Origin of the sequence: Tenacibaculum adriaticum, assembly GCF_008124875.1 — a bacterium.
Taxonomy (GTDB): Bacteria; Bacteroidota; Bacteroidia; order Flavobacteriales; family Flavobacteriaceae; genus Polaribacter; species Polaribacter adriaticus.
The window spans coordinates 740,108-758,736 of record NZ_VNIA01000001.1; the positions used below are offsets into that span (position 1 = coordinate 740,108).

Annotated in this window: 20 protein-coding genes; 11 read left to right on the forward strand and 9 right to left on the reverse strand. The window is 30.0% G+C overall.

The genetic code is table 11. The features are described from left to right. Nucleotide 1 precedes the first annotated feature (1 nt). Nucleotides 2–520, reverse strand: coding sequence for a nuclear transport factor 2 family protein (locus C7447_RS03420; RefSeq protein ID WP_148868780.1), 519 nt, complete (start codon nucleotides 518–520; stop codon nucleotides 2–4). Then, the gene (locus tag C7447_RS03425; RefSeq protein WP_148868781.1) at nucleotides 520–1,167 is read right to left on the reverse strand and encodes a hypothetical protein; all 648 of its coding nucleotides are present in this window, start codon (nucleotides 1,165–1,167) and stop codon (nucleotides 520–522) included. The genes C7447_RS03420 and C7447_RS03425 overlap by 1 nt, the downstream gene beginning before the upstream one ends. A 181-nt stretch (nucleotides 1,168–1,348) precedes the next feature. Here C7447_RS03425 and C7447_RS03430 point away from each other — a divergent pair, with 181 nt between their 5' ends. From C7447_RS03430 to C7447_RS03440, 3 genes are all read left to right on the forward strand, one after another. Beyond that, nucleotides 1,349–2,317 (forward strand): NAD-dependent epimerase/dehydratase family protein, encoded by a 969-nt coding sequence (locus C7447_RS03430; protein ID WP_148868783.1) that lies wholly within the window; start codon nucleotides 1,349–1,351, stop codon nucleotides 2,315–2,317. Between the two features lie 46 nt (nucleotides 2,318–2,363). Continuing rightward, entirely contained in the window at nucleotides 2,364–2,951 is a 588-nt protein-coding gene (locus C7447_RS03435) for a thioredoxin family protein (RefSeq protein WP_148868784.1), read from the forward strand. A gap of 77 nt (nucleotides 2,952–3,028) precedes the next feature. Further along, a complete protein-coding gene (locus C7447_RS03440) occupies nucleotides 3,029–3,508 on the forward strand; it encodes an ABC transporter ATPase (protein ID WP_148868786.1) in 480 nt (159 codons plus the stop codon). A gap of 3 nt (nucleotides 3,509–3,511) precedes the next feature. Here C7447_RS03440 and truB read toward each other — a convergent pair whose 3' ends face one another. The 5 genes from truB to mce all read right to left on the reverse strand — a co-directional run bounded on the left by truB (nucleotide 3,512) and on the right by mce (nucleotide 6,603). Further along, nucleotides 3,512–4,201 (reverse strand): tRNA pseudouridine(55) synthase TruB, encoded by a 690-nt coding sequence (gene truB / locus C7447_RS03445; RefSeq protein ID WP_211354891.1) that lies wholly within the window; start codon nucleotides 4,199–4,201, stop codon nucleotides 3,512–3,514. A gap of 4 nt (nucleotides 4,202–4,205) precedes the next feature. Next, nucleotides 4,206–5,015, reverse strand: coding sequence for an undecaprenyl-diphosphate phosphatase (locus tag C7447_RS03450; RefSeq protein WP_148868788.1), 810 nt, complete (start codon nucleotides 5,013–5,015; stop codon nucleotides 4,206–4,208). 2 nt (nucleotides 5,016–5,017) lie between these two features. Further along, a complete protein-coding gene (locus C7447_RS03455; RefSeq protein WP_148868789.1) occupies nucleotides 5,018–5,257 on the reverse strand; it encodes a DUF3098 domain-containing protein in 240 nt (79 codons plus the stop codon). A 1-nt stretch (nucleotide 5,258) separates the two neighbouring features. Beyond that, complete coding sequence (locus tag C7447_RS03460) at nucleotides 5,259–6,137, reverse strand: cell division protein FtsX (RefSeq protein ID WP_148868791.1); 879 nt, start codon at nucleotides 6,135–6,137, stop codon at nucleotides 5,259–5,261. Between the two features lie 64 nt (nucleotides 6,138–6,201). After that, the gene (mce, locus tag C7447_RS03465) at nucleotides 6,202–6,603 is read right to left on the reverse strand and encodes a methylmalonyl-CoA epimerase (protein ID WP_148868793.1); all 402 of its coding nucleotides are present in this window, start codon (nucleotides 6,601–6,603) and stop codon (nucleotides 6,202–6,204) included. A gap of 514 nt (nucleotides 6,604–7,117) precedes the next feature. On the opposite strand from mce, the gene C7447_RS03470 reads away from it, so the two are divergent. The 6 genes from C7447_RS03470 to C7447_RS03495 all read left to right on the forward strand — a co-directional run bounded on the left by C7447_RS03470 (nucleotide 7,118) and on the right by C7447_RS03495 (nucleotide 13,132). Beyond that, nucleotides 7,118–7,795, forward strand: a complete 678-nt coding sequence (locus C7447_RS03470) for a hypothetical protein (RefSeq protein ID WP_148868795.1) — start codon at nucleotides 7,118–7,120, stop codon at nucleotides 7,793–7,795. Between the two features lie 589 nt (nucleotides 7,796–8,384). Next, nucleotides 8,385–9,137, forward strand: coding sequence for a sensor histidine kinase (locus C7447_RS03475; protein WP_148868797.1), 753 nt, complete (start codon nucleotides 8,385–8,387; stop codon nucleotides 9,135–9,137). A gap of 49 nt (nucleotides 9,138–9,186) precedes the next feature. Beyond that, on the forward strand, nucleotides 9,187–9,831 hold the full coding sequence (locus C7447_RS03480; protein WP_148868798.1) for a response regulator transcription factor: 645 nt from the start codon (nucleotides 9,187–9,189) through the stop codon (nucleotides 9,829–9,831). A 68-nt stretch (nucleotides 9,832–9,899) separates the two neighbouring features. Then, a complete protein-coding gene (gene rbfA, locus C7447_RS03485) occupies nucleotides 9,900–10,295 on the forward strand; it encodes a 30S ribosome-binding factor RbfA (protein WP_148868799.1) in 396 nt (131 codons plus the stop codon). A 41-nt stretch (nucleotides 10,296–10,336) separates the two neighbouring features. Further along, on the forward strand, nucleotides 10,337–11,539 hold the full coding sequence (locus tag C7447_RS03490) for an ABC transporter permease (protein ID WP_148868801.1): 1,203 nt from the start codon (nucleotides 10,337–10,339) through the stop codon (nucleotides 11,537–11,539). 423 nt (nucleotides 11,540–11,962) lie between these two features. Continuing rightward, on the forward strand, nucleotides 11,963–13,132 hold the full coding sequence (locus C7447_RS03495; RefSeq protein ID WP_148868803.1) for a hypothetical protein: 1,170 nt from the start codon (nucleotides 11,963–11,965) through the stop codon (nucleotides 13,130–13,132). Nucleotides 13,133–13,683: 551 nt separating this feature from the next. Here the strand turns inward: C7447_RS03495 and dusB are convergent. Then, a complete protein-coding gene (gene dusB, locus C7447_RS03500; RefSeq protein ID WP_148868804.1) occupies nucleotides 13,684–14,685 on the reverse strand; it encodes a tRNA dihydrouridine synthase DusB in 1,002 nt (333 codons plus the stop codon). Nucleotides 14,686–14,864: 179 nt separating this feature from the next. Here dusB and lepA point away from each other — a divergent pair, with 179 nt between their 5' ends. After that, nucleotides 14,865–16,661: a translation elongation factor 4 gene (gene lepA, locus C7447_RS03505; RefSeq protein WP_148868806.1), complete on the forward strand. Its 1,797-nt coding sequence runs from the start codon at nucleotides 14,865–14,867 to the stop codon at nucleotides 16,659–16,661. Nucleotides 16,662–16,729: 68 nt separating this feature from the next. On the opposite strand, the gene C7447_RS03510 is transcribed toward lepA, so the two are convergent. Next, nucleotides 16,730–17,422: a zinc metallopeptidase gene (locus tag C7447_RS03510; protein WP_148868808.1), complete on the reverse strand. Its 693-nt coding sequence runs from the start codon at nucleotides 17,420–17,422 to the stop codon at nucleotides 16,730–16,732. 93 nt (nucleotides 17,423–17,515) lie between these two features. On the opposite strand from C7447_RS03510, the gene C7447_RS03515 reads away from it, so the two are divergent. Then, nucleotides 17,516–18,547, forward strand: a complete 1,032-nt coding sequence (locus tag C7447_RS03515; RefSeq protein WP_148868809.1) for an asparaginase — start codon at nucleotides 17,516–17,518, stop codon at nucleotides 18,545–18,547. The last annotated feature ends 82 nt before the right edge of the window (nucleotides 18,548–18,629 follow it).

Genomic DNA, 18,629 nt, shown 5'->3' on the forward strand with positions numbered 1-18,629 from the left:
CTTACTTAAACTTAGATAAGAACAAAGAATCTCTTTTTTTCTTAATTTTAACAATAGGGTTTACATCTTCATTTGATACAGCAATAGAAAGCACATAGTGTTTTATTTTCCACTCATTTTGCTTTTTGGTAATAACTCCAGAACCACGACAAACTCCCATCCAAGTATTCAGTAATTCGTCAAACCAAACTAAAGCACCTGATTCATGGATATAAATATTTCTATCTACTGTTTTAAAAGACCATGCTTTTCCTTTATCAAAATAAGGTTTACTAAAATTTTCAAATTGTTTTTTGTCCCAAACTTCACTAGCATCTGTACCTACAAAAACAGAAATACTATCCATAGCACCAAAGTAATTTTCAAAATTAGCATCAGAAGCAGCTTTATGCCAGTTATCTAACAAATTACTGACTTCTGTTTTTACAGCTGATGTATTAATTTTTTCTTCTTGAGGTTGGTTACAAGAAAGAAAAGAAATACTTAAAAGAGTGATTAAAAAGGGAATTGAATTTTTCATTATTTAATTTTAAAAAATTGTTTTCGTTTCTTAACCTCAAGAGGCTGGTCTTTAAATACCTTTTCTTTTTTAGGGATACTTTTTATTTTCTCTTTTTCTTCTCTTTTTATTGATTCACCAATAGTATCTAGTTTAAAAAAGTTATTCAAATCAATCTCCTTGTCAAAGTTTTTTTGATCGTAAATGGTATTTATTTTGTCATTTAAACTGCCAAAAACAAGAAATATTTTATCGATTTGATTGTTGACTTCATCACCCTTTATAGCTGGGATTATAGACATGTCAGATAATCTTAAAATTTCGTTTTCTAATACATTTAATCTTGCATTGAAAGCAGGTGTTTTAAAATCTTCAATTATAATGCTGTCCTTTAAAGCTTTGGTTAATTCTTTTAATTCCGTAACATTACTAAAGGCTTCGTTTGGCGATGTAGTTTCAAACCTTTTTAAAAACTCGTTAAAATTTTTATACGCTACCCAGTTTTGAGTTTTTTTAATTGAAGCGTCTTTTAAAATAGCATATGTTTTGTGTTTAACAATAATACTTTTGTCGCTTTTTACAGTTTCTTTTTTAGCAGTTTGTATGCTTTTCTTACAGCTAAAAAGCAAAATAAAAATCATAAAAAAAAACAAAATTGACTTGTTCATAAAGGATAATTTAAAGAAGTAAAATTACATATTTTTAATCGTTTTAGAGATAATGAAAAGTTAAACCTTAACAATCAGTTTGTTGACAATATTTTTTATGAATAGTTAAAAATTAATAAATTATTATTACGAATTCTTAAATTTGATACCTTTGTTCTATACAATTTATGAGTTTTTAAAAATGAGTGAAACCATTTTAATTATAGGTGCTTGCGGACAAATAGGCACTGAGCTTACACAAAAATTACGATCTGTTTACGGTAATAATAGTATTATAGCTTCAGATATTCGAGAAGGAAATGAGGATATGATGCATTCTGGACCATTCGAAATTATTGATGCCACCGATAGAGAAACGATTATAAAAGTTATCGAAAAATATAAGATCACTCAGGTGTATTTAATGGCTGCTATGCTATCAGCTACTGCAGAAAAGTATCCACAGAAAGCTTGGGAATTAAATATGAACTCTTTGTTAATTGTTTTAGACTTGGCAAAAGAAAAGTTAATTAAACAAGTTTATTGGCCTAGTTCTATTGCTGCTTTTGGACCAACATCACCTAAAGTAAATACTCCACAACAAACGGTTATGGAACCAACAACTGTCTACGGAATTAGTAAAATAGCTGGAGAACATTGGTGTAATTATTACCATCAAAAGTTTGGGGTAGATGTTCGAAGTATTCGTTATCCAGGAATCATTAGTTGGAAAACTAAACCAGGAGGGGGAACAACAGATTACGCTGTAGATATTTATTTTAAAGCAATTGAAGAAGGTAAATACGAATGCTTTTTAGAAGAAGATACCCGTTTGCCAATGATGTATATGGAAGATGCAGTAAATGCAACGATACAAATCATGCAAGCTGATGAAAAAGAGGTGAAAACACGTACTTCTTATAATTTAGCGGCGATGAGTTTTACGCCAAAAGAAATAGCATCAGAAATTAAAAAACACATTCCTAATTTTGAAATTTCCTATAAATCAGATTTTCGTCAAGCAATAGCAAATAGTTGGCCACAGGTTATCGACGATAGTCAAGCAAGAAAAGATTGGAATTGGCAACATAAATTCGATTTAGAATCAATGACCAATGAGATGTTGATCAATATTAAAAAGCAACAAGAAGGAGTCTTACCGTCAATGTAAGTTTAAATAAGTCTTTTCGTCCAACAAGAAGTACAAAACAGATGTAATGAAAAAACTTTTAGAAAAAAGCTTACAAAAAGCAATTTCGTATTCTGACTATAGGACGTTGATTTCAGATTTATTAGCGGAAAATAAATCAACAGGGCCAAATCAAACAGAAGATTTATATAATTATAGTTTGCTAAATGATAGACGTATGAAGCGTCTTGATAAAACAATTAAAGTAACTGACATAACAAAACAATCAGTTCTAAAAATTAACGAAGCACAAACATGGTTGGTTTTAACTGAAGGTTGGTGTGGAGATGCTGCTCAAAACATACCTGTACTTAATAAAATTGCAGAAGAAAATTCGAATATTGATTTAAAATTGGTTTTGCGTGATGAAAACCTTGAGTTAATGGATGAATTTTTAACCAATGGAGGAAGGTCAATTCCGAAGTTAATCGTGTTAAATGCTAATAAAGAAATTTTATTTACTTGGGGGCCGAGACCAACTGAGGCAACAAATTTAATTGCTGATTATAAAGTAAAAAATGGAGTTGTAGATGCTAAAATAAAAGAAGATCTTCAAGTTTGGTATAATAAAAACAAAGGAGAGAATGTACAAGAAGATTTAGTTTCCTTGTTTTAAAAACAAAGGTTTTCATAAAACCTAAAATCCGTTTAATACTAGTATTAAACGGATTTTCTTTTCTATATATTTGCCAAATGTTAGTTAATCATGAAACTTTACAGGATGATGCTCGAGTTTGGGTGTATCCTAGTAGCCGAAAATTTTATCCTCAAGAGGTTGAAGAGCTTAATCAAAAGTTATGCGATTTTGTTTCTAATTGGAAAGCAGATGACGTAAATTTTAAGGCTTCTTATCAGTTTTTATACAATCGATTTATTGTTTTTCTTGCTGATGAAGATTCGCAGTTAGCCAATACAGATATAGATGCTCAAGTCGCTTTTATTTTACAATTACAACAAGAGTACGAGGTTGATCTATTAGATAAGATGAATGTGTGTTTTAAACAGGGTGAATTCATACAGTATAAAGATCTTAAAGAGTTCAAAAAATTGCTTAAAAGTAAATCAGTAAACGATAAAACCATTGTTTTTGATAACCTGATTCAAACTAAGCAAGAATTAGAAAATAATTGGGAAGTGCCCATTACCGAAAGTTGGTATAATCGATTTTTGTAAAGCTTATTTTAAACCCTCAATAAAACCATCAATACTTTGCGCATTATCTACTGAAAAATCACCGATTTTAGTTCGTCTTAATACCGATAAATGAGCTCCAGAGTTTAATGCTATACCAAAATCATGAGCTAATGAACGAATGTAAGTTCCTTTGCTACAAACCACTCTAAATTCAAGATTAGGCATGTTAATTTTCGTAACTTCAAATTCTGTAATTTCAACTTCACGAGCTTTTATTTCAGTAGTTTCTCCTTTACGAGCGAGTTCATACAAACGCTTTCCTTCTTTTTTAATCGCTGAAAAAATAGGCGGTTTTTGTTGTATTTTTCCAATAAACTGTTCAGTAGTTTTATGAATTAAATCTTCAGTTATATGAGCTATAGGAAAGGTTTCGTTAACCTCGGTTTCTAAATCGTAGCTAGGTGTGGTTGCTCCTACAACAAATGTACCAGTGTATTCTTTAATTTGACCTTGATATGTGTCAATGTTTTTGGTTTGTTTACCTGTACAAATAATCAGTAAACCAGTAGCAAGTGGATCTAAAGTCCCTGCATGCCCCACTTTAATTTTTTTAATATCAAAACGTTTACGAATATGCCAGCGTAGTTTGTTTACTACTTGAAACGACGTCCATTCTAACGGTTTGTCTATTAAAAGAACTTGCCCATTTTTATAATCTTCTGCAGTCAACATCAACTTAAATGGTTAATTTATAGATAAAAAAGTGGATTACTAGCAAAGCAATTCCTAATACAATTCGGTAGTACCCAAAGATTTTAAATCCTTTTTTACTTAAGTAATCAATAAACGATCTAATAGCAATAAGAGCCACTATAAAAGCAATAACATTCCCAATAATTAAGTAATTTATTTGGTTGTCGCTTAATACAAATCCTGCTTTGTAGTAATCGTATAATTTTTTGGCAGTTGCACCTAACATAGTAGGTACCGCTAAGAAGAAAGAAAATTCTGCAGCTGTTTTTCTATTTACACCTTGCGTCATTCCTCCTACAATACTTGCTCCACTTCGAGAAGTTCCTGGTATCATAGCCAAACATTGAAAAAAACCAATCTTTAAAGCTGTTAGGTAGTTGATTTCTGTATGTTCTGTTGGGTTTTTTGGATTGACGTCTTCATTTTTCTTAAACCAATCATCAACCTTTAAAAGTATAATTCCACCCAAAATTAAAGTAATAGCAACGGTTGTTGGGCTTTCTAATAATTCATCTATAATATCATTTAATAATAGACCTAAAAACACTGCTGGTAAAAAAGCAACAAATAATTTTAAATAGAAATCGAAACTTTGAAAAAAACGTTTCCAGTACAATACAACTACAGATAAAATAGCTCCTAATTGAATTACGATGGTAAACAGTTTTGTAAAATCATCCGAAGCAATTTTCATGAATGATGATGCAATAATCATATGTCCTGTAGAAGAAACGGGTAAGTATTCCGTAATGCCTTCAATAATAGCTAAAATAATAGCTTGTACGATATCCATGCTTATTTTTTAGGATTTGCTAAAATGGCGTAAATCTCAATACCTAAACCAATAATTACTAAGGTTGGAGCTAAACGAATGCGTCTCCAGTTATAAATTTCTGGATTAAAGACATTTGGGTCGTCGCTTCCGCCACCTGCCATTAAAATAAAACCTAATGAGATTACAGCTAAACCAATTAGCATAATCATATAATTTCTTTTGCCAAATAAGAATTCTGGCTTTTTGTTTTCTTTCTTCATGTTAATAATACAAATCGTTTGTTTGTAAGTTTAAAAACCTTTGGGTAGCAAAAAAAGTGCTTAACCAAGTGATTAAAAAAGAGATTAAAATAACGCCTCCGACAACGTACCCTAAAGATAAATAGTCTTTAATTAAATCTAGAGTTGGTATGTATTTGTCTAAATAGTAAACAATAAAAGCTAAACCGATTAAAGCAATGATGGCAGCAATAAAACCTAGCTTTATACTTTGCCAAATAAACGGACGACGAATAAAACTTTTAGTGGCACCTACCATTTGCATCGTTTTAATATTAAAACGTTTCGCATAAATAGATAAACGGATAGAACTGTTAATTAAAATAATAGCAACTAAGCTAAAAAAACCGCTTAAAACAAGTAGCCAAAAACTAATACGTTGTATGTTTTTAGTAAGTTGCTCTACCAAAGGTTTGTTATAAGAAACATCATCAATAAATGCATTTTTATTGAATCTTTGCTTGAGTTCATCCATTTTTTCAGGTGTAACATACTCAGCTTTCAGATATAAATCAATACCATTTTTAAGTGGATTATCTCCTAAAAATTGTAAAAAATCTTCACCTAAATCTTTACTATATACTTTTGCCGCATCTTCTTTAGAAATAAAATAAATCTTTTTAGTAAACTCTTCTTTCAGTAAAGATTCTCTTAATCCTTTTGTTTTCTCTTTCGTAACATCATCTTTTAAAAATAAGGACATCACTACCTCTTCTTTAAAGTGATTAGCAACTTTGGTAGATTTTAATAAAACCAAACCTAATATACCAATCATAAATAAAACCAATGCGATACTAATTACTACAGAAGCATACGAAGAGCGTAAACGTCGTTTTTGAAAAGAATCAAAAGATGTAGCCATAGATTTTTATTGTTTTCTGCCTTGCAAGATACAAATATTTGCTTGGTGAATTTTGTTAAAAAAGTTAGTCAATTTCTTGACACAATTCAATTAAAACACCATTTGTAGTTTTAGGATGTAAAAAAGCAACCAGCTTATTATCAGCACCTTTCTTAGGATTTTCATTTAAGATTGTAAAACCTTCTTTTTTTAATCGAGTAATTTCATTAACAATGTCGTTAACTGCAAAAGCAATATGATGGATGCCTTCCCCCTTTTTTTCTATAAACTTTGCAATAGGGCTATCGGGTTTGGTGGCTTCTAACAATTCTATTTTATTAGGCCCCGATTTAAAAAATGAGGTTTTTACACCTTCACTAGCTACTTCTTCTATTTTATAATGTTTTTTACCGAGAAGAGAGGCAAATAATTCGTTTGAAGCTTTTAAATCTTTAACGGCAATACCTATATGTTCTATTTTTTTCATTTAGTAAAAATATAAAAAACGCCTCAATGTTACATTGAGGCGTAGAAGTATTGTTAATAAAATTTTATACAATTTTAAACTAACCTGTGATGATTAACAATACTTTAAAGAAGCGTATATAAAAGCTATGAAAATTTATTTTAAACATTCCGCTGTTGCAAAGTTAGAATTCTTAAAAAGGAGTAGAATAGGTAAAAGACTATTGATTATAGGGTTTTTTAACCTAAAAAAACACCTTAACTATTTTGTAGTTGAGGTGTTTGTGCAATTCCCCCTTGAAGTAAATCCTCTTGAATTCTTTTTCGCTACAAATTTGCTGTTACTTATTTTTTTTTACAAGAGTACTATACTCTTAATATTGATAGTGTAATTACTTGGCTGATGAGGGTGTTTTTCCTGTTTTTTAAAATAAAATAAAAACTAAAGTATTGATACACAATAATATTATTAGAAGACTTAATGTGTTTTTTAAAAGTTAGCATGTATATTTAGCTTAAATTTAAAATTATATACCATGAAAAAAACTAACCAACTAGTAGTAATGTTATCAATTGTTATGATTGGGTTTTTATCCTCTTGTAAGCAAGATTGTGAGAAATGCCCAAAAGTATTTACACCGCCAGAAGGTACTTATTGTTATGAATATGTAGGAAGGCCTCCAACAACTTTAAAATATAAAAAAATAGTAAAAATGCTGAGACAATATGATAAAACAAGAAAGCGTATCTTAAAAAGAGGATTGGGTTTTGAAGACACCCGAGTTAATTTTTACACATTTCAAGAGTTAAAAGATTATTTTGCTTATATAGAAAAACTTTCGATTGAGAAAGAGATACCTATTACAGGAGTTAGTTTTATTTCAGCAGCATACCCGAAGAATTATAAGCCAGATACTATTCAAAGTAATTATCAAACATTAATTTATATTCCTACTACTGATATAGACGGTAAAAACGTTGCTATTGACCTAGTACAATCTAAAAAAGATAGTATTGTTACTTTTAAAGAAATGTTAGTTAAATATGGATATAATTGGAGGTACAACAGCAAGGAAGATTATGAAAGTAGTTTAAAGTATGATAGTGAAGAAGATAAAGAAGAGGAAAATAAATTAATAATGAAAATACTTGAAATTAATGCTGATGTGGATAGTGGAGCAGGAAATAAAGGTTTGCCACAACCACCTTTCTAGAAAATATGATTTATTTTTATTTAGGATATACTTTATCAATATTATCTTTTACAAATTATGTATTTAGGTTTTTTTTACTATTTCTATTTTTTTTATTTTTCATAGATACACTAGCTTTGACTTTGTCAAAATTAAAATATAATAATGCTTTTTATAATTTATTGAGTTTTTTAGAGTTTAATTTATTATTTGCATTTTATAAAGGTGTTTTTAAGAATAAATTAACGAAAAAAATTCTTTGCTTCAGTTTTTATATATATAATATAATCTATTTTTTTAGTAGTATTTTTTATGGAGTTTTAATTTTCAAGACAAAATTAAATACAATTGCACCTGTTTTTGGAGCCTTTTTAATAGCAATTGTTTTGATTTTATATTTAAGGGAAATGCTGCTTTCAGAAGAAATAGTTAATTATAAAAAAAACATTGTCTTCTGGATAACAGTGGGTTTGTTGTTGTATTATTTAGGAACATTGCCTCTAACTGCCATTTTTAATTTTATGAAAAGTGGAAGTAGTTTTATTAAGTTGTATAGGATACAGCATATTTTAACAATTATTATGCATAGTTGTTTTTTAATTGGATTATTATGGAGTTTGAAGAAGGACAAGTAATCGTTTTAATTTCAACTATTTTAGTTGTCTTTGGTGTTTTGTTTATAGTAGTGTTATTTACTGTTTTTCAAAGACGTAAAAATAAATTGCTTATTGATAAGCAAGAAGCTAAAAAAAAGTATGAAAAAGAAATTATAGAAACCCAAATTGAAATTCGTGAAGAAACCTTGCGGAATATTAGCTGGGAGTTACACGATAATATAGGGCAGTTATTAACCTTAGCCAAAATACAAATACAGCAGGCTTCTCCAGAAAATATGGAGGAAATTTCAGAAACCATTTCTAAAAGTTTAACAGAAACAAGAGCGTTGTCTAAACTTATTAATCCAGAATTTATAAATAATATTAAGTTAAAAGAGGCTTTACGGTTAGAGTTAGAACGATTTAACAGGTTAAATTATATTGAAGCAAAACTAACTGTTTTAGGAGAAGAAACAGAAATTAATCAAAAGCACGGAATCATTATTTTTAGAATTCTGCAAGAGTTTTTTTCAAACACCATTAAACATTCAAAAGCAACAAATTTAGAAGTGATTTTAAAATTTAAAGAAAAGAAAATAAAAATAACAGCACAAGATAATGGTGTTGGCTTTGATGTAACAAAAAAATCTTTAAATGGAATTGGAATTCAAAACATTAAAACCAGAGCAAGTTTAATTAATGCTTTGGTTAAATTTGAGTCAAAACCCAATGAAGGTACAACTTTAAAAATAAATTATTACCTTTAAAAGCACTAATCCCCATAGTTTTTTTAATAACCAACATAACTTAACCACTATGAAATATTCAGTTGTTGTTGTAGATGATCATACGTTATTGTCGCAAGCTATTGAGGGTATGGTAAACACTTTTGATAAATTTAAAGTGTTATATACTTGCAAAAACGGAAGAGAAGTTGAAGAAAAGTTCAAAGCTTCCCCAAAAAATATTCCAGATATTGTTCTGGTAGATGTTAATATGCCCATTATGAATGGTATAGAAACCACAGAGTGGATTGTGGAACACTACCCTCATGTACACGTAATGGCGCTTTCTGTTGAAGATGCCGATGGTACAATTCTTAAAATGCTAAAAGCAGGTGCCGTCGGGTATCTGTTAAAAGACACTAAAAAAGAAATTTTAGAAAAAGCTTTGTTAGAGATGATGGACAGTGGATTTTATCACACCAGAAATGTAACCAATTTACTGTTAGAATCTGTTTCTGGAAGGAATGGTAAAAGCAATGTTAATTTTAAAGAAAACGAATTAAAGTTTATGAAATTCGCTTGTTCAGAACTTACATACAAAGAAATTGCAGAAAAAATGTTTTTAAGTCCGAAAACCATAGATGGATATCGCGATAGTTTGTTTACTAAATTAGATGTGAGAAATCGTGTAGGATTGGTGATGTATGCTATTAAAAACAAAATTTATACTCCTTAAAAAACATTAAATATCTCTTTGGACCAATTATTGATTGTAAACGATAAAATAATCAGTAAATTTGTACCATGGAAGAAACAAACAGACAAAGAAAGATAGCAGGCGTTTTACAACAAGATTTAGTTGATGTATTACAACGTGCAGCACAAGACGGAATGAAAGGTGTTATTATTTCTGTCTCTAAAGTTTCCGTTACTTCCGATTTGGGTGTTGCTAAGGTGTACCTGAGTATTTTTCCTTCAGAAAAAAGAAAAGAAATTATTGAAGGGGTAAAATCTAACACTCCGTTAATTCGTCATGAAATGGCACAACGAACAAAAAATCAACTTCGTAGAATGCCAGAATTATTGTTTTTTGGTGACGATAGTTTGGATTATATAGAAGAGATTGACAAGTCGTTAAAAGGAGAAGACGAAAACCCAATTAAAAATCCAGATATTTTACCTAAACGTCAAAAGCGTTAATGAATTATTGCTACATTGCTGCTTCATAATTTTATTAACTTTTGAATTTTCCTCTATATATAGCCAAGCGATACCTGTTTTCAAAAAGCAGTACCAATGCAATTAATATTATTACACTAATAGCTACGTTTGGGGTAATTGTTGGCTCGCTTGCATTATTTATAATTTTATCTGGTTTTTCAGGATTACGAACCTTTAGTTACTCGTTATTAAATACTTCTGATCCAGATATTAAAATTACAGCGGTAAAAGGAAAAACTTTTTTATTTACTTCGGATGTTGAACAAATATTAATTCAAACCCCATCCGTAAAAGACTATTCTAAAGTTGTTGAAGAACGTGTTTTTTTAAAACATAAAGACAAAAGCCATATAGCGAACATAAAAGGGGTAGATCAAAAGTATACTAAAGTAGTTGCGATAGATTCTTCCCTTTCGGTAGGGACATGGGTAGATTCAGAGTTTAAAAACACAGCGGTAATCGGTAACGGAATTTCTTACAAACTCTCGCTAGGAATTCTCAATTTTGGAGAATCTTTAGAAATTTATGTCCCAAAATCAGGAACTGGGTTCATAAACCCGAACAATGCTTTTCGTTCGGTAAATGCACAAGTTATTGGTGTTTACAATGGGTCGGAAGAGTTTCAAAACAAGTACGTTTTTACAGAATTAAAACTAGCGCAAGAGCTTCTTAACTATAATAAAAATCAGATTTCAGCATTAGAGATAAAATTAATAAGTTCTGATTTGGTGAATAATATAAAAGAAGAGCTCCAAAATCAATTGGGTAGTGCTTATAAAGTAGAAACTAGAGAACAATTAAATGCGTTGTTTTATAAGGTAATAAATACAGAGAATTTTGTATCGTACTTAATCTTCACTTTAATCGTTATCATTGCATTGTTTAATGTAATTGGGGCGATTATTATGATGATTATTGACAAGCGTAAAAATCTAAAAACCTTATTCAATCTTGGAACAAGTGTTCAAAACATTAAAAAAATATTTGTTTTGCAAGGGTTTTTATTAACGCTTGTAGGAATGGCAATAGGATTAACTATCGGAATATTGCTGGTGCTTGTTCAACAACGTTTTGGTTTGTTTATGATTACTCAAAACATTCCATATCCAGTAGAATTTCGTTGGGCGAATTTATTGGTAGTAATCGGTACAATTTCAGTATTAGGTTTTCTTGCCGCGCAAATTGCAAGTTCAAGAATTTCAGAAAGTTTTGTTGAAAAATAAATGTTTTCTTTTTAGTTATTTTAGACAAACTGGAAACTCTGAAAAGAATTCTAAATAATGAGCTTTAGTTTAAAATACATTTATCAATAATAAGTTTAAAATTATACTTTTTTTATTTTGTTGTTTTAACTTTTCTTCATTCTTTAAGTAAAGAAAGAGTAGAGGAATTACTTCATTTTAATAGAGAATAAATAAAAAAATGATGAAAGATTAGAAAAGACTTAAAATAGTTTATGACAACTATTCTTCCTTAGAGATTTTAATATTAAGAATGTATTAACTTTAATATGAGTGATTTGTGAATTATTATTATTATTATGTTTGATGTGTTCTTAAGAATATTTTAAGAGAAAGAGTATCTAGAAAAAATTGCGCATTATTCTCTTTCTAAGTTTTATTTATAACATTTTAAAGTTTAGAAAAATGAAAAAAACAAGAAAAATTTATTCTGTAAGTTTTATAGCACTTTTGCTATTAGTCACATTAGTTATAATTCAGAGTTGTAAAGATAATAATGAGAACATACAAACTGATTTAATAGTTATCCAAAAGTTTAATTTGAGAAAATTTTCAAACGATTACTCTAAAGGAACATACAATAATCAATTTATTGATCTTATAAGTTCAACATATTCAAGTCAAGATTTAATTTTAAAAAATATCTCAGAGAAAACAATCGTCAATTCAAATAACTCAATTTATGCAGTAATTGAATATTTTAACGAAGACAGTTCTTTAATTGCGTATGAAGTTTTTTATTCCAATACAGGTTTTAGACATTTATTTTATATCACTTCAAATACGGGGAGTACCTTTGATAAGGTTTTTGATTTGAAGGATAATATGGTTAATTTCAATAATATTGAATTTTTAGTTCATTATTTTTTAGATAATCTTGATGGGTTATTTGTAAAAATGCATCTAAACGATTCTTTTGAAAAAAGTGTTGTCACTCAAATTTCAGAATTTGAAGTTTTTAAAACAGTTAAGTTGTTTAACCTAGAAGAAGATTCTTTACAAAATGATAGTTTACCTGTTGAATTTGCAACAAAAATGAAAATGGCATCAGGTTCATGTAACCCAATTTGTTCTGGAGGTTTTGGCAGCTGCAATACATTCTCTATGTCATGTGGAGGGGCAGATCCCGGTGGTTGCCGTATGGCTTCTATAGCAGTAGATGATGCTTTTCAAAATAATTTTCCTTCTGTCGATTTGTTGTCAAAATTTGATAATTATTATGCCTTAAGAGATAATTTTCTCAATACAACTGTAATAGGGAAAAAATTAATAAGTTATTATTATAGTTTAAGTAGCTCAATTGATATAAAAGATTTTAGTATTTCAGATTATGCCAAAATAGTCTCAATGCTTCCTGAAATTAACGAAGCTGTAGATAAAATCAACAATAATAGAAGAGATATTGTTATAAATGATAATTTAAAAAATAACTTTTTAGAATTTATTGAAATATTAAAAACAAAATCAACAAGTAATAGTTACCAGTTAATTTTAAATGATCTTAAATCAGAGATCATCAATTTATCAGGTAAAAATGAAATAGAATTAGTAGATGAAATGATTCTATATGAGTAAAATAGTATATATAATTCTTTACATTATTTTTTATAGATGCTATATTTTTATATGGCATCTATTTGCTTTTTATATTAATGAAATTTTGTTTGTTAAATTAATGATAGATAAGATTTTATTAAAATTAATTTTGTTCTTATCAATAGATGTGCTTTTAATCAGTTTTCTTTATTTTATTTATTTAAAACTAAAGCCAATTTATTTTGCCTTTAGATTATTCTTCTTGTTTTGTCTAATAGTGCCAATTTGGTTTGAATTAGATATATTTTTAAGGTATTTAACTTTTAAGTTTGACGAAAGATTGATTTGTTATATACATTATGGTTTAATTGATACAATGAAAATATATGTTCCTTTATTTCTTTTTGTTGCAATTTCTTCCTGTTTAATTGCTGAAAAAATCAATGTAAAAAAGGAGGAACTCGTTTTATTATCATCAACTATTGTAGGTTACTCAATTATGCATAATATTTACTTATTGAGTATAGAAAATTTTGAGTTAAACCTAATGTTTTTTTAATAAAAGGTTGTACTATAAAAATAGTATATATCTATCCTATTTGAGGTATTCTTGTGTCTCCAAATTTAGCCTCCACTTCATCAAAAGCAGCAAAGACATCCTTCGCATCATCAGAGGTTACCATTTTCATCCTATGTTCTTTAAAATGAGGGATTCCTTTAAAATAATTGGTATAGTGTCTTCTGGTTTCAAAAACACCCAAAATTGGTCCTTTCCAATCAATAGCCATTTGTAGATGTCTACGGGCCATTTCAGTTCGTTGAGCAATCGTAGGAACCTCTAAATATTCACCAGTTTTAAAATAATGCTTTACTTCATTAAAAAACCAAGGATAACCAATAGCTGCACGACCAATCATACAGCCATCTAATCCGTATCTGTCACGCATTTCCATGGCTTTTTCAGGAGTGTCAACATCGCCATTACCAAACACAGGAATGTGCATTCTCTGGTTATTCTTCACTTCGGATATTGGTGCCCAATCTGCGCTACCTTTATACATTTGTGCACGTGTACGACCATGAATAGAAATTGCTTTACACCCCACATCTTGTAAACGTTCTGCTACTTCCACAATACGAATAGAATCATGATCCCAACCTAAACGAGTTTTTACAGTAATGGGTAAATTGGTGTGTTTTACCATCGCCTCGGTAAGCGAAACCATTAAATCAACATCTTTTAAAATTCCTGCACCAGCTCCTTTTGAGACTACCTTTTTAACAGGACAGCCAAAGTTGATGTCAATAATATCTGGTTTGGTTTTTTCAACAATTTCAACCGAGCGTAACATAGAATCGAGATTTGCGCCGAAAATTTGAATTCCTACAGGACGTTCTTTTTCATAAATATCTAGTTTCATTACGCTTTTCGCAGCATCGCGAATTAGTCCTTCCGAAGAAATAAATTCTGTATATACCACATCTGCACCATTTTCTTTGCATAAAGCTCTAAATGGAGGATCACTTACATCTTCCATTGGCGCTAACAAAAGCGGGAAGTCAGGTAATTCTATGTTGCCTATTTTAACCAATTGTCATCAATTTTAAATAAAATTCACAATCATTTGTATTTCATATTTAATCAAATGGTAATGAGTGTGTTTTGCACGAACTTGATTAGACTTCGTGTAATTTTTGCAAAAGTACATTTTTTCAGTTTAAAAATTTATAAATAACGTATCTTTGTCGGTCATAAGTAGATAGATATTACATGAAGAACATCAGAAATTTTTGCATCATTGCACACATTGATCACGGAAAAAGTACCTTGGCAGATAGATTGTTGGATTATACAGGAACGGTTACTGAACGTGAAAAGCAAGATCAATTATTAGATAGTATGGATTTGGAGCGTGAGCGTGGTATTACCATTAAATCACATGCAATTCAAATGGATTATGTTCATAACGGAGAAAAATATATTTTGAATTTAATTGATACTCCGGGTCACGTGGATTTTTCGTATGAAGTTTCTCGTTCTATTGCTGCTTGTGAGGGAGCATTGCTAATTGTAGATGCTGCACAAAGTATACAAGCCCAAACCATTTCTAACTTATACTTAGCGCTAGAGAATGACCTGGAAATTATCCCGGTTTTAAATAAAGTGGATTTGCCTAGTGCAAATCCAGAAGAAGTTACTGATGATATTGTAGATTTATTAGGTTGTGATCCAGAAGATGTAATTCATGCAAGTGGAAAAACAGGTTTTGGGGTTGATAATATTTTAGCTGCTATTATAGATAAAGTTCCTGCTCCTAAAGGGGATCCTGATGCACCTTTAAAAGCTTTGATTTTTGATAGTGTTTATAATTCTTACCGGGGAATTGAGACTTATTTTAGAGTAATTGATGGCTCTATAAAAAAGAATCAACAAATAAAGTTTATGGCAACGGGTAAACAATATAATGCCGATGAGGTAGGAACACTAAAGCTACAGCAAGTTGTTAAAAAGGAAATCACAACTGGTGATGTAGGATATTTAATTACAGGAATAAAAGCAGCAAAAGAAGTAAAAGTAGGAGATACAATTACGGATTTTGAAAATCCTACAAAAGATAGAATTGAAGGTTTTGAAGATGTAAAGCCAATGGTTTTTGCAGGTATTTATCCTGTAGATACAGAAGATTACGAAGAACTTCGTAGCTCGATGGAAAAATTACAATTAAATGATGCTTCTTTAGTATTTCAGCCAGAAAGTTCTGCAGCTTTAGGATTTGGTTTTCGTTGTGGGTTCTTAGGAATGTTACATATGGAGATCATTCAAGAGCGTTTAGAGCGCGAGTTTAATATGACTGTAATTACGACAGTTCCTAACGTTTCTTACCATGCGTACACAAAGAAAAATCCTGATGAAATTGTTTTATTGAATAATCCAACAGATTTACCAGATCCTTCGAGGTTAGATAGAGTGGAAGAACCTTTTATAAAAGCGACAATTATTACAAAGTCAGATTTTGTTGGTCAGGTAATGAGTTTGTGTATTGAAAAACGTGGAGAAATTGTGAATCAAACATACTTAACTACTGAGAGAGTCGAGTTGACTTTTGATATGCCTTTAGCAGAAATTGTTTTCGATTTTTATGATCGTTTAAAAACGGTTTCTAAAGGATATGCTTCGTTTGATTATTCTCCAATAGGAATGAGACCATCTAAATTAGTTCGTGTAGATATCTTATTAAACGGACAACCTGTAGATGCACTTTCTGCTTTATTACATGCAGATAATGCTTATACTATTGGTAAGAAGATTGTAGAAAAATTAAAGACATTGATTCCAAGACAGCAGTTTGATATTCCTATTCAAGCAGCCATTGGAGCTAAAATTATAGCAAGAGAAACTACAAAAGCATTACGTAAAGATGTAACAGCAAAATGTTATGGAGGAGATATTTCTCGTAAACGTAAGCTTTTAGAAAAGCAAAAGAAGGGTAAGAAACGTATGCGTCAAGTGGGTAATGTAGAAATTCCACAAGAAGCATTTATGGCGGTTCTTAAGTTAAATGATTAATATTTTTGGTTAGATAAAACAAAAAACTCTCGATTTTCGAGAGTTTTTTTATGATATAAGATTTATAATTAATCTCTACTGGCCATTAATTTCATAGCCCAATATGCTAACATTGCTAACGAACCTAAAGCAGCAACTAGATAGGTTCTTGCGGCCCATTTTAAGGCGTCTTTAGAACCTGCTAATTCTTCTCTGGTAACCATGTTTTTATTTTCTAACCAAGCCAATGCTCTGTTGCTGGCGTCGTATTCAACAGGTAAGGTTACAAAACTAAATAAAGTAGCTAATGCCATTAAAGCTACACCACCTGCAAGTACATAATATCCTACACTAGATGCAGCGCCTAAAACCAATCCCCCCATAATTAAATATTGAGAAAATTTTGAAGATATATTTACCATTGGTACTAAATTAGATCGCATTTGTAGCCATTTATAAGCTCTTGCATGCTGTACTGCATGTCCGCATTCATGCGCAGCCACCGCAGCAGCAGATGCGTTTCGTTGATTGTACACACCTTCACTTAAATTCACCGTTTTATTTTGTGGATTGTAATGGTCAGTTAACATTCCAGGAGTTGAGATGACTTTTACATCTGTAATTCCATTATCAGCTAACATTTTTTCTGCAATTTCGGCCCCACTCATTCCATTTCTTAAGCTTACTTTAGAATATTTTTTAAATTTTCGCTGTAGCATATTACTAACAAGCCAGCTAATAAGTGAAAAAATTCCTATAACTGCATAATATTCTATTCCCATAATTTTTATTTTTTTAATTGTAATCTTTTTAAGTTTGATAAATTTACAACATAAATTATTCCATTTTATAAATCAGAAAATAAAAGTGTCAAAATGACAAATAAGCCTAGTATTTTATTAGTGTACACAGGAGGTACCATTGGTATGATAAAAGATTATAAGACAAATGCTTTAAAGGCTTTTGATTTTGATCAGATTTTAGATAAAATACCAGAACTTCAGCAGTTAAATTGTAATATTTCTACTATCTCTTTTGAAGAACCAATAGATTCATCAAACATGAATACGAAGTATTATATTAAGATCGCTGAAATAATTGCTGAAAATTATATAAAGTTTGACGGTTTCGTGGTATTAACAGGATCTGATACGATGTCGTATGTATCTTCCGCGATTAGTTTTATGTTTGAAAATTTAAAGAAGCCAGTAATTTTTACAGGATCACAACTGCCTATTGGAGATTTAAGAACCGACGCAAAAGAAAACTTAATTACATCTATAGAAATAGCATCTGCAAGAGAAAAAGGAGAACCTATTATTAAAGAGGTAGGTTTGTACTTCGAATACAAATTGTACCGTGCCAATAGAACTACTAAAATTAATGCAGAACAATTTGAAGCTTTTGCCTCGATGAACTATCCTCCATTAGCAGAGAGTGGGGTGCATCTACATTTCAATAAACATTTATTGCTTCAGCCAAAAAATAGTGAGGAAGAACTAATCTTTAGAAAAAATTTAATTAATGATGTAGTTGTTTTAAAGCTTTTTCCAGGGATTACTCAAAAAGTAGTTCAAGCCATTGTAAACATTCCTAATCTAAAAGGAATTGTTTTAGAAACTTATGGGGCAGGTAATGCGCCAACAGAAGCTTGGTTTTTAGATTTGTTAGATAAAACAATAAAAAAAGGAGTGCATATAGTAAATGTAACACAGTGCGCAGGAGGTAGTGTTCTTTTAGGTCTTTATGAAACAAGTACCAACTTAAAAAAAATAGGGATCATTAATGGGAAAAATATTACTACCGAAACAGCCATTGCTAAAATGATGTATTTGTTAGGAGAAAATTTATCAAAAGAAGAATTTAAGCATTATTTTGAATTGTCATTACGAGGAGAAATAAATTAATTTTTTAATAATTACTACCTTATTAAGTATAAACGGAAGCCAAATCATAGACAAACCATAAAAGTTTGGGTGTTTAATGTAA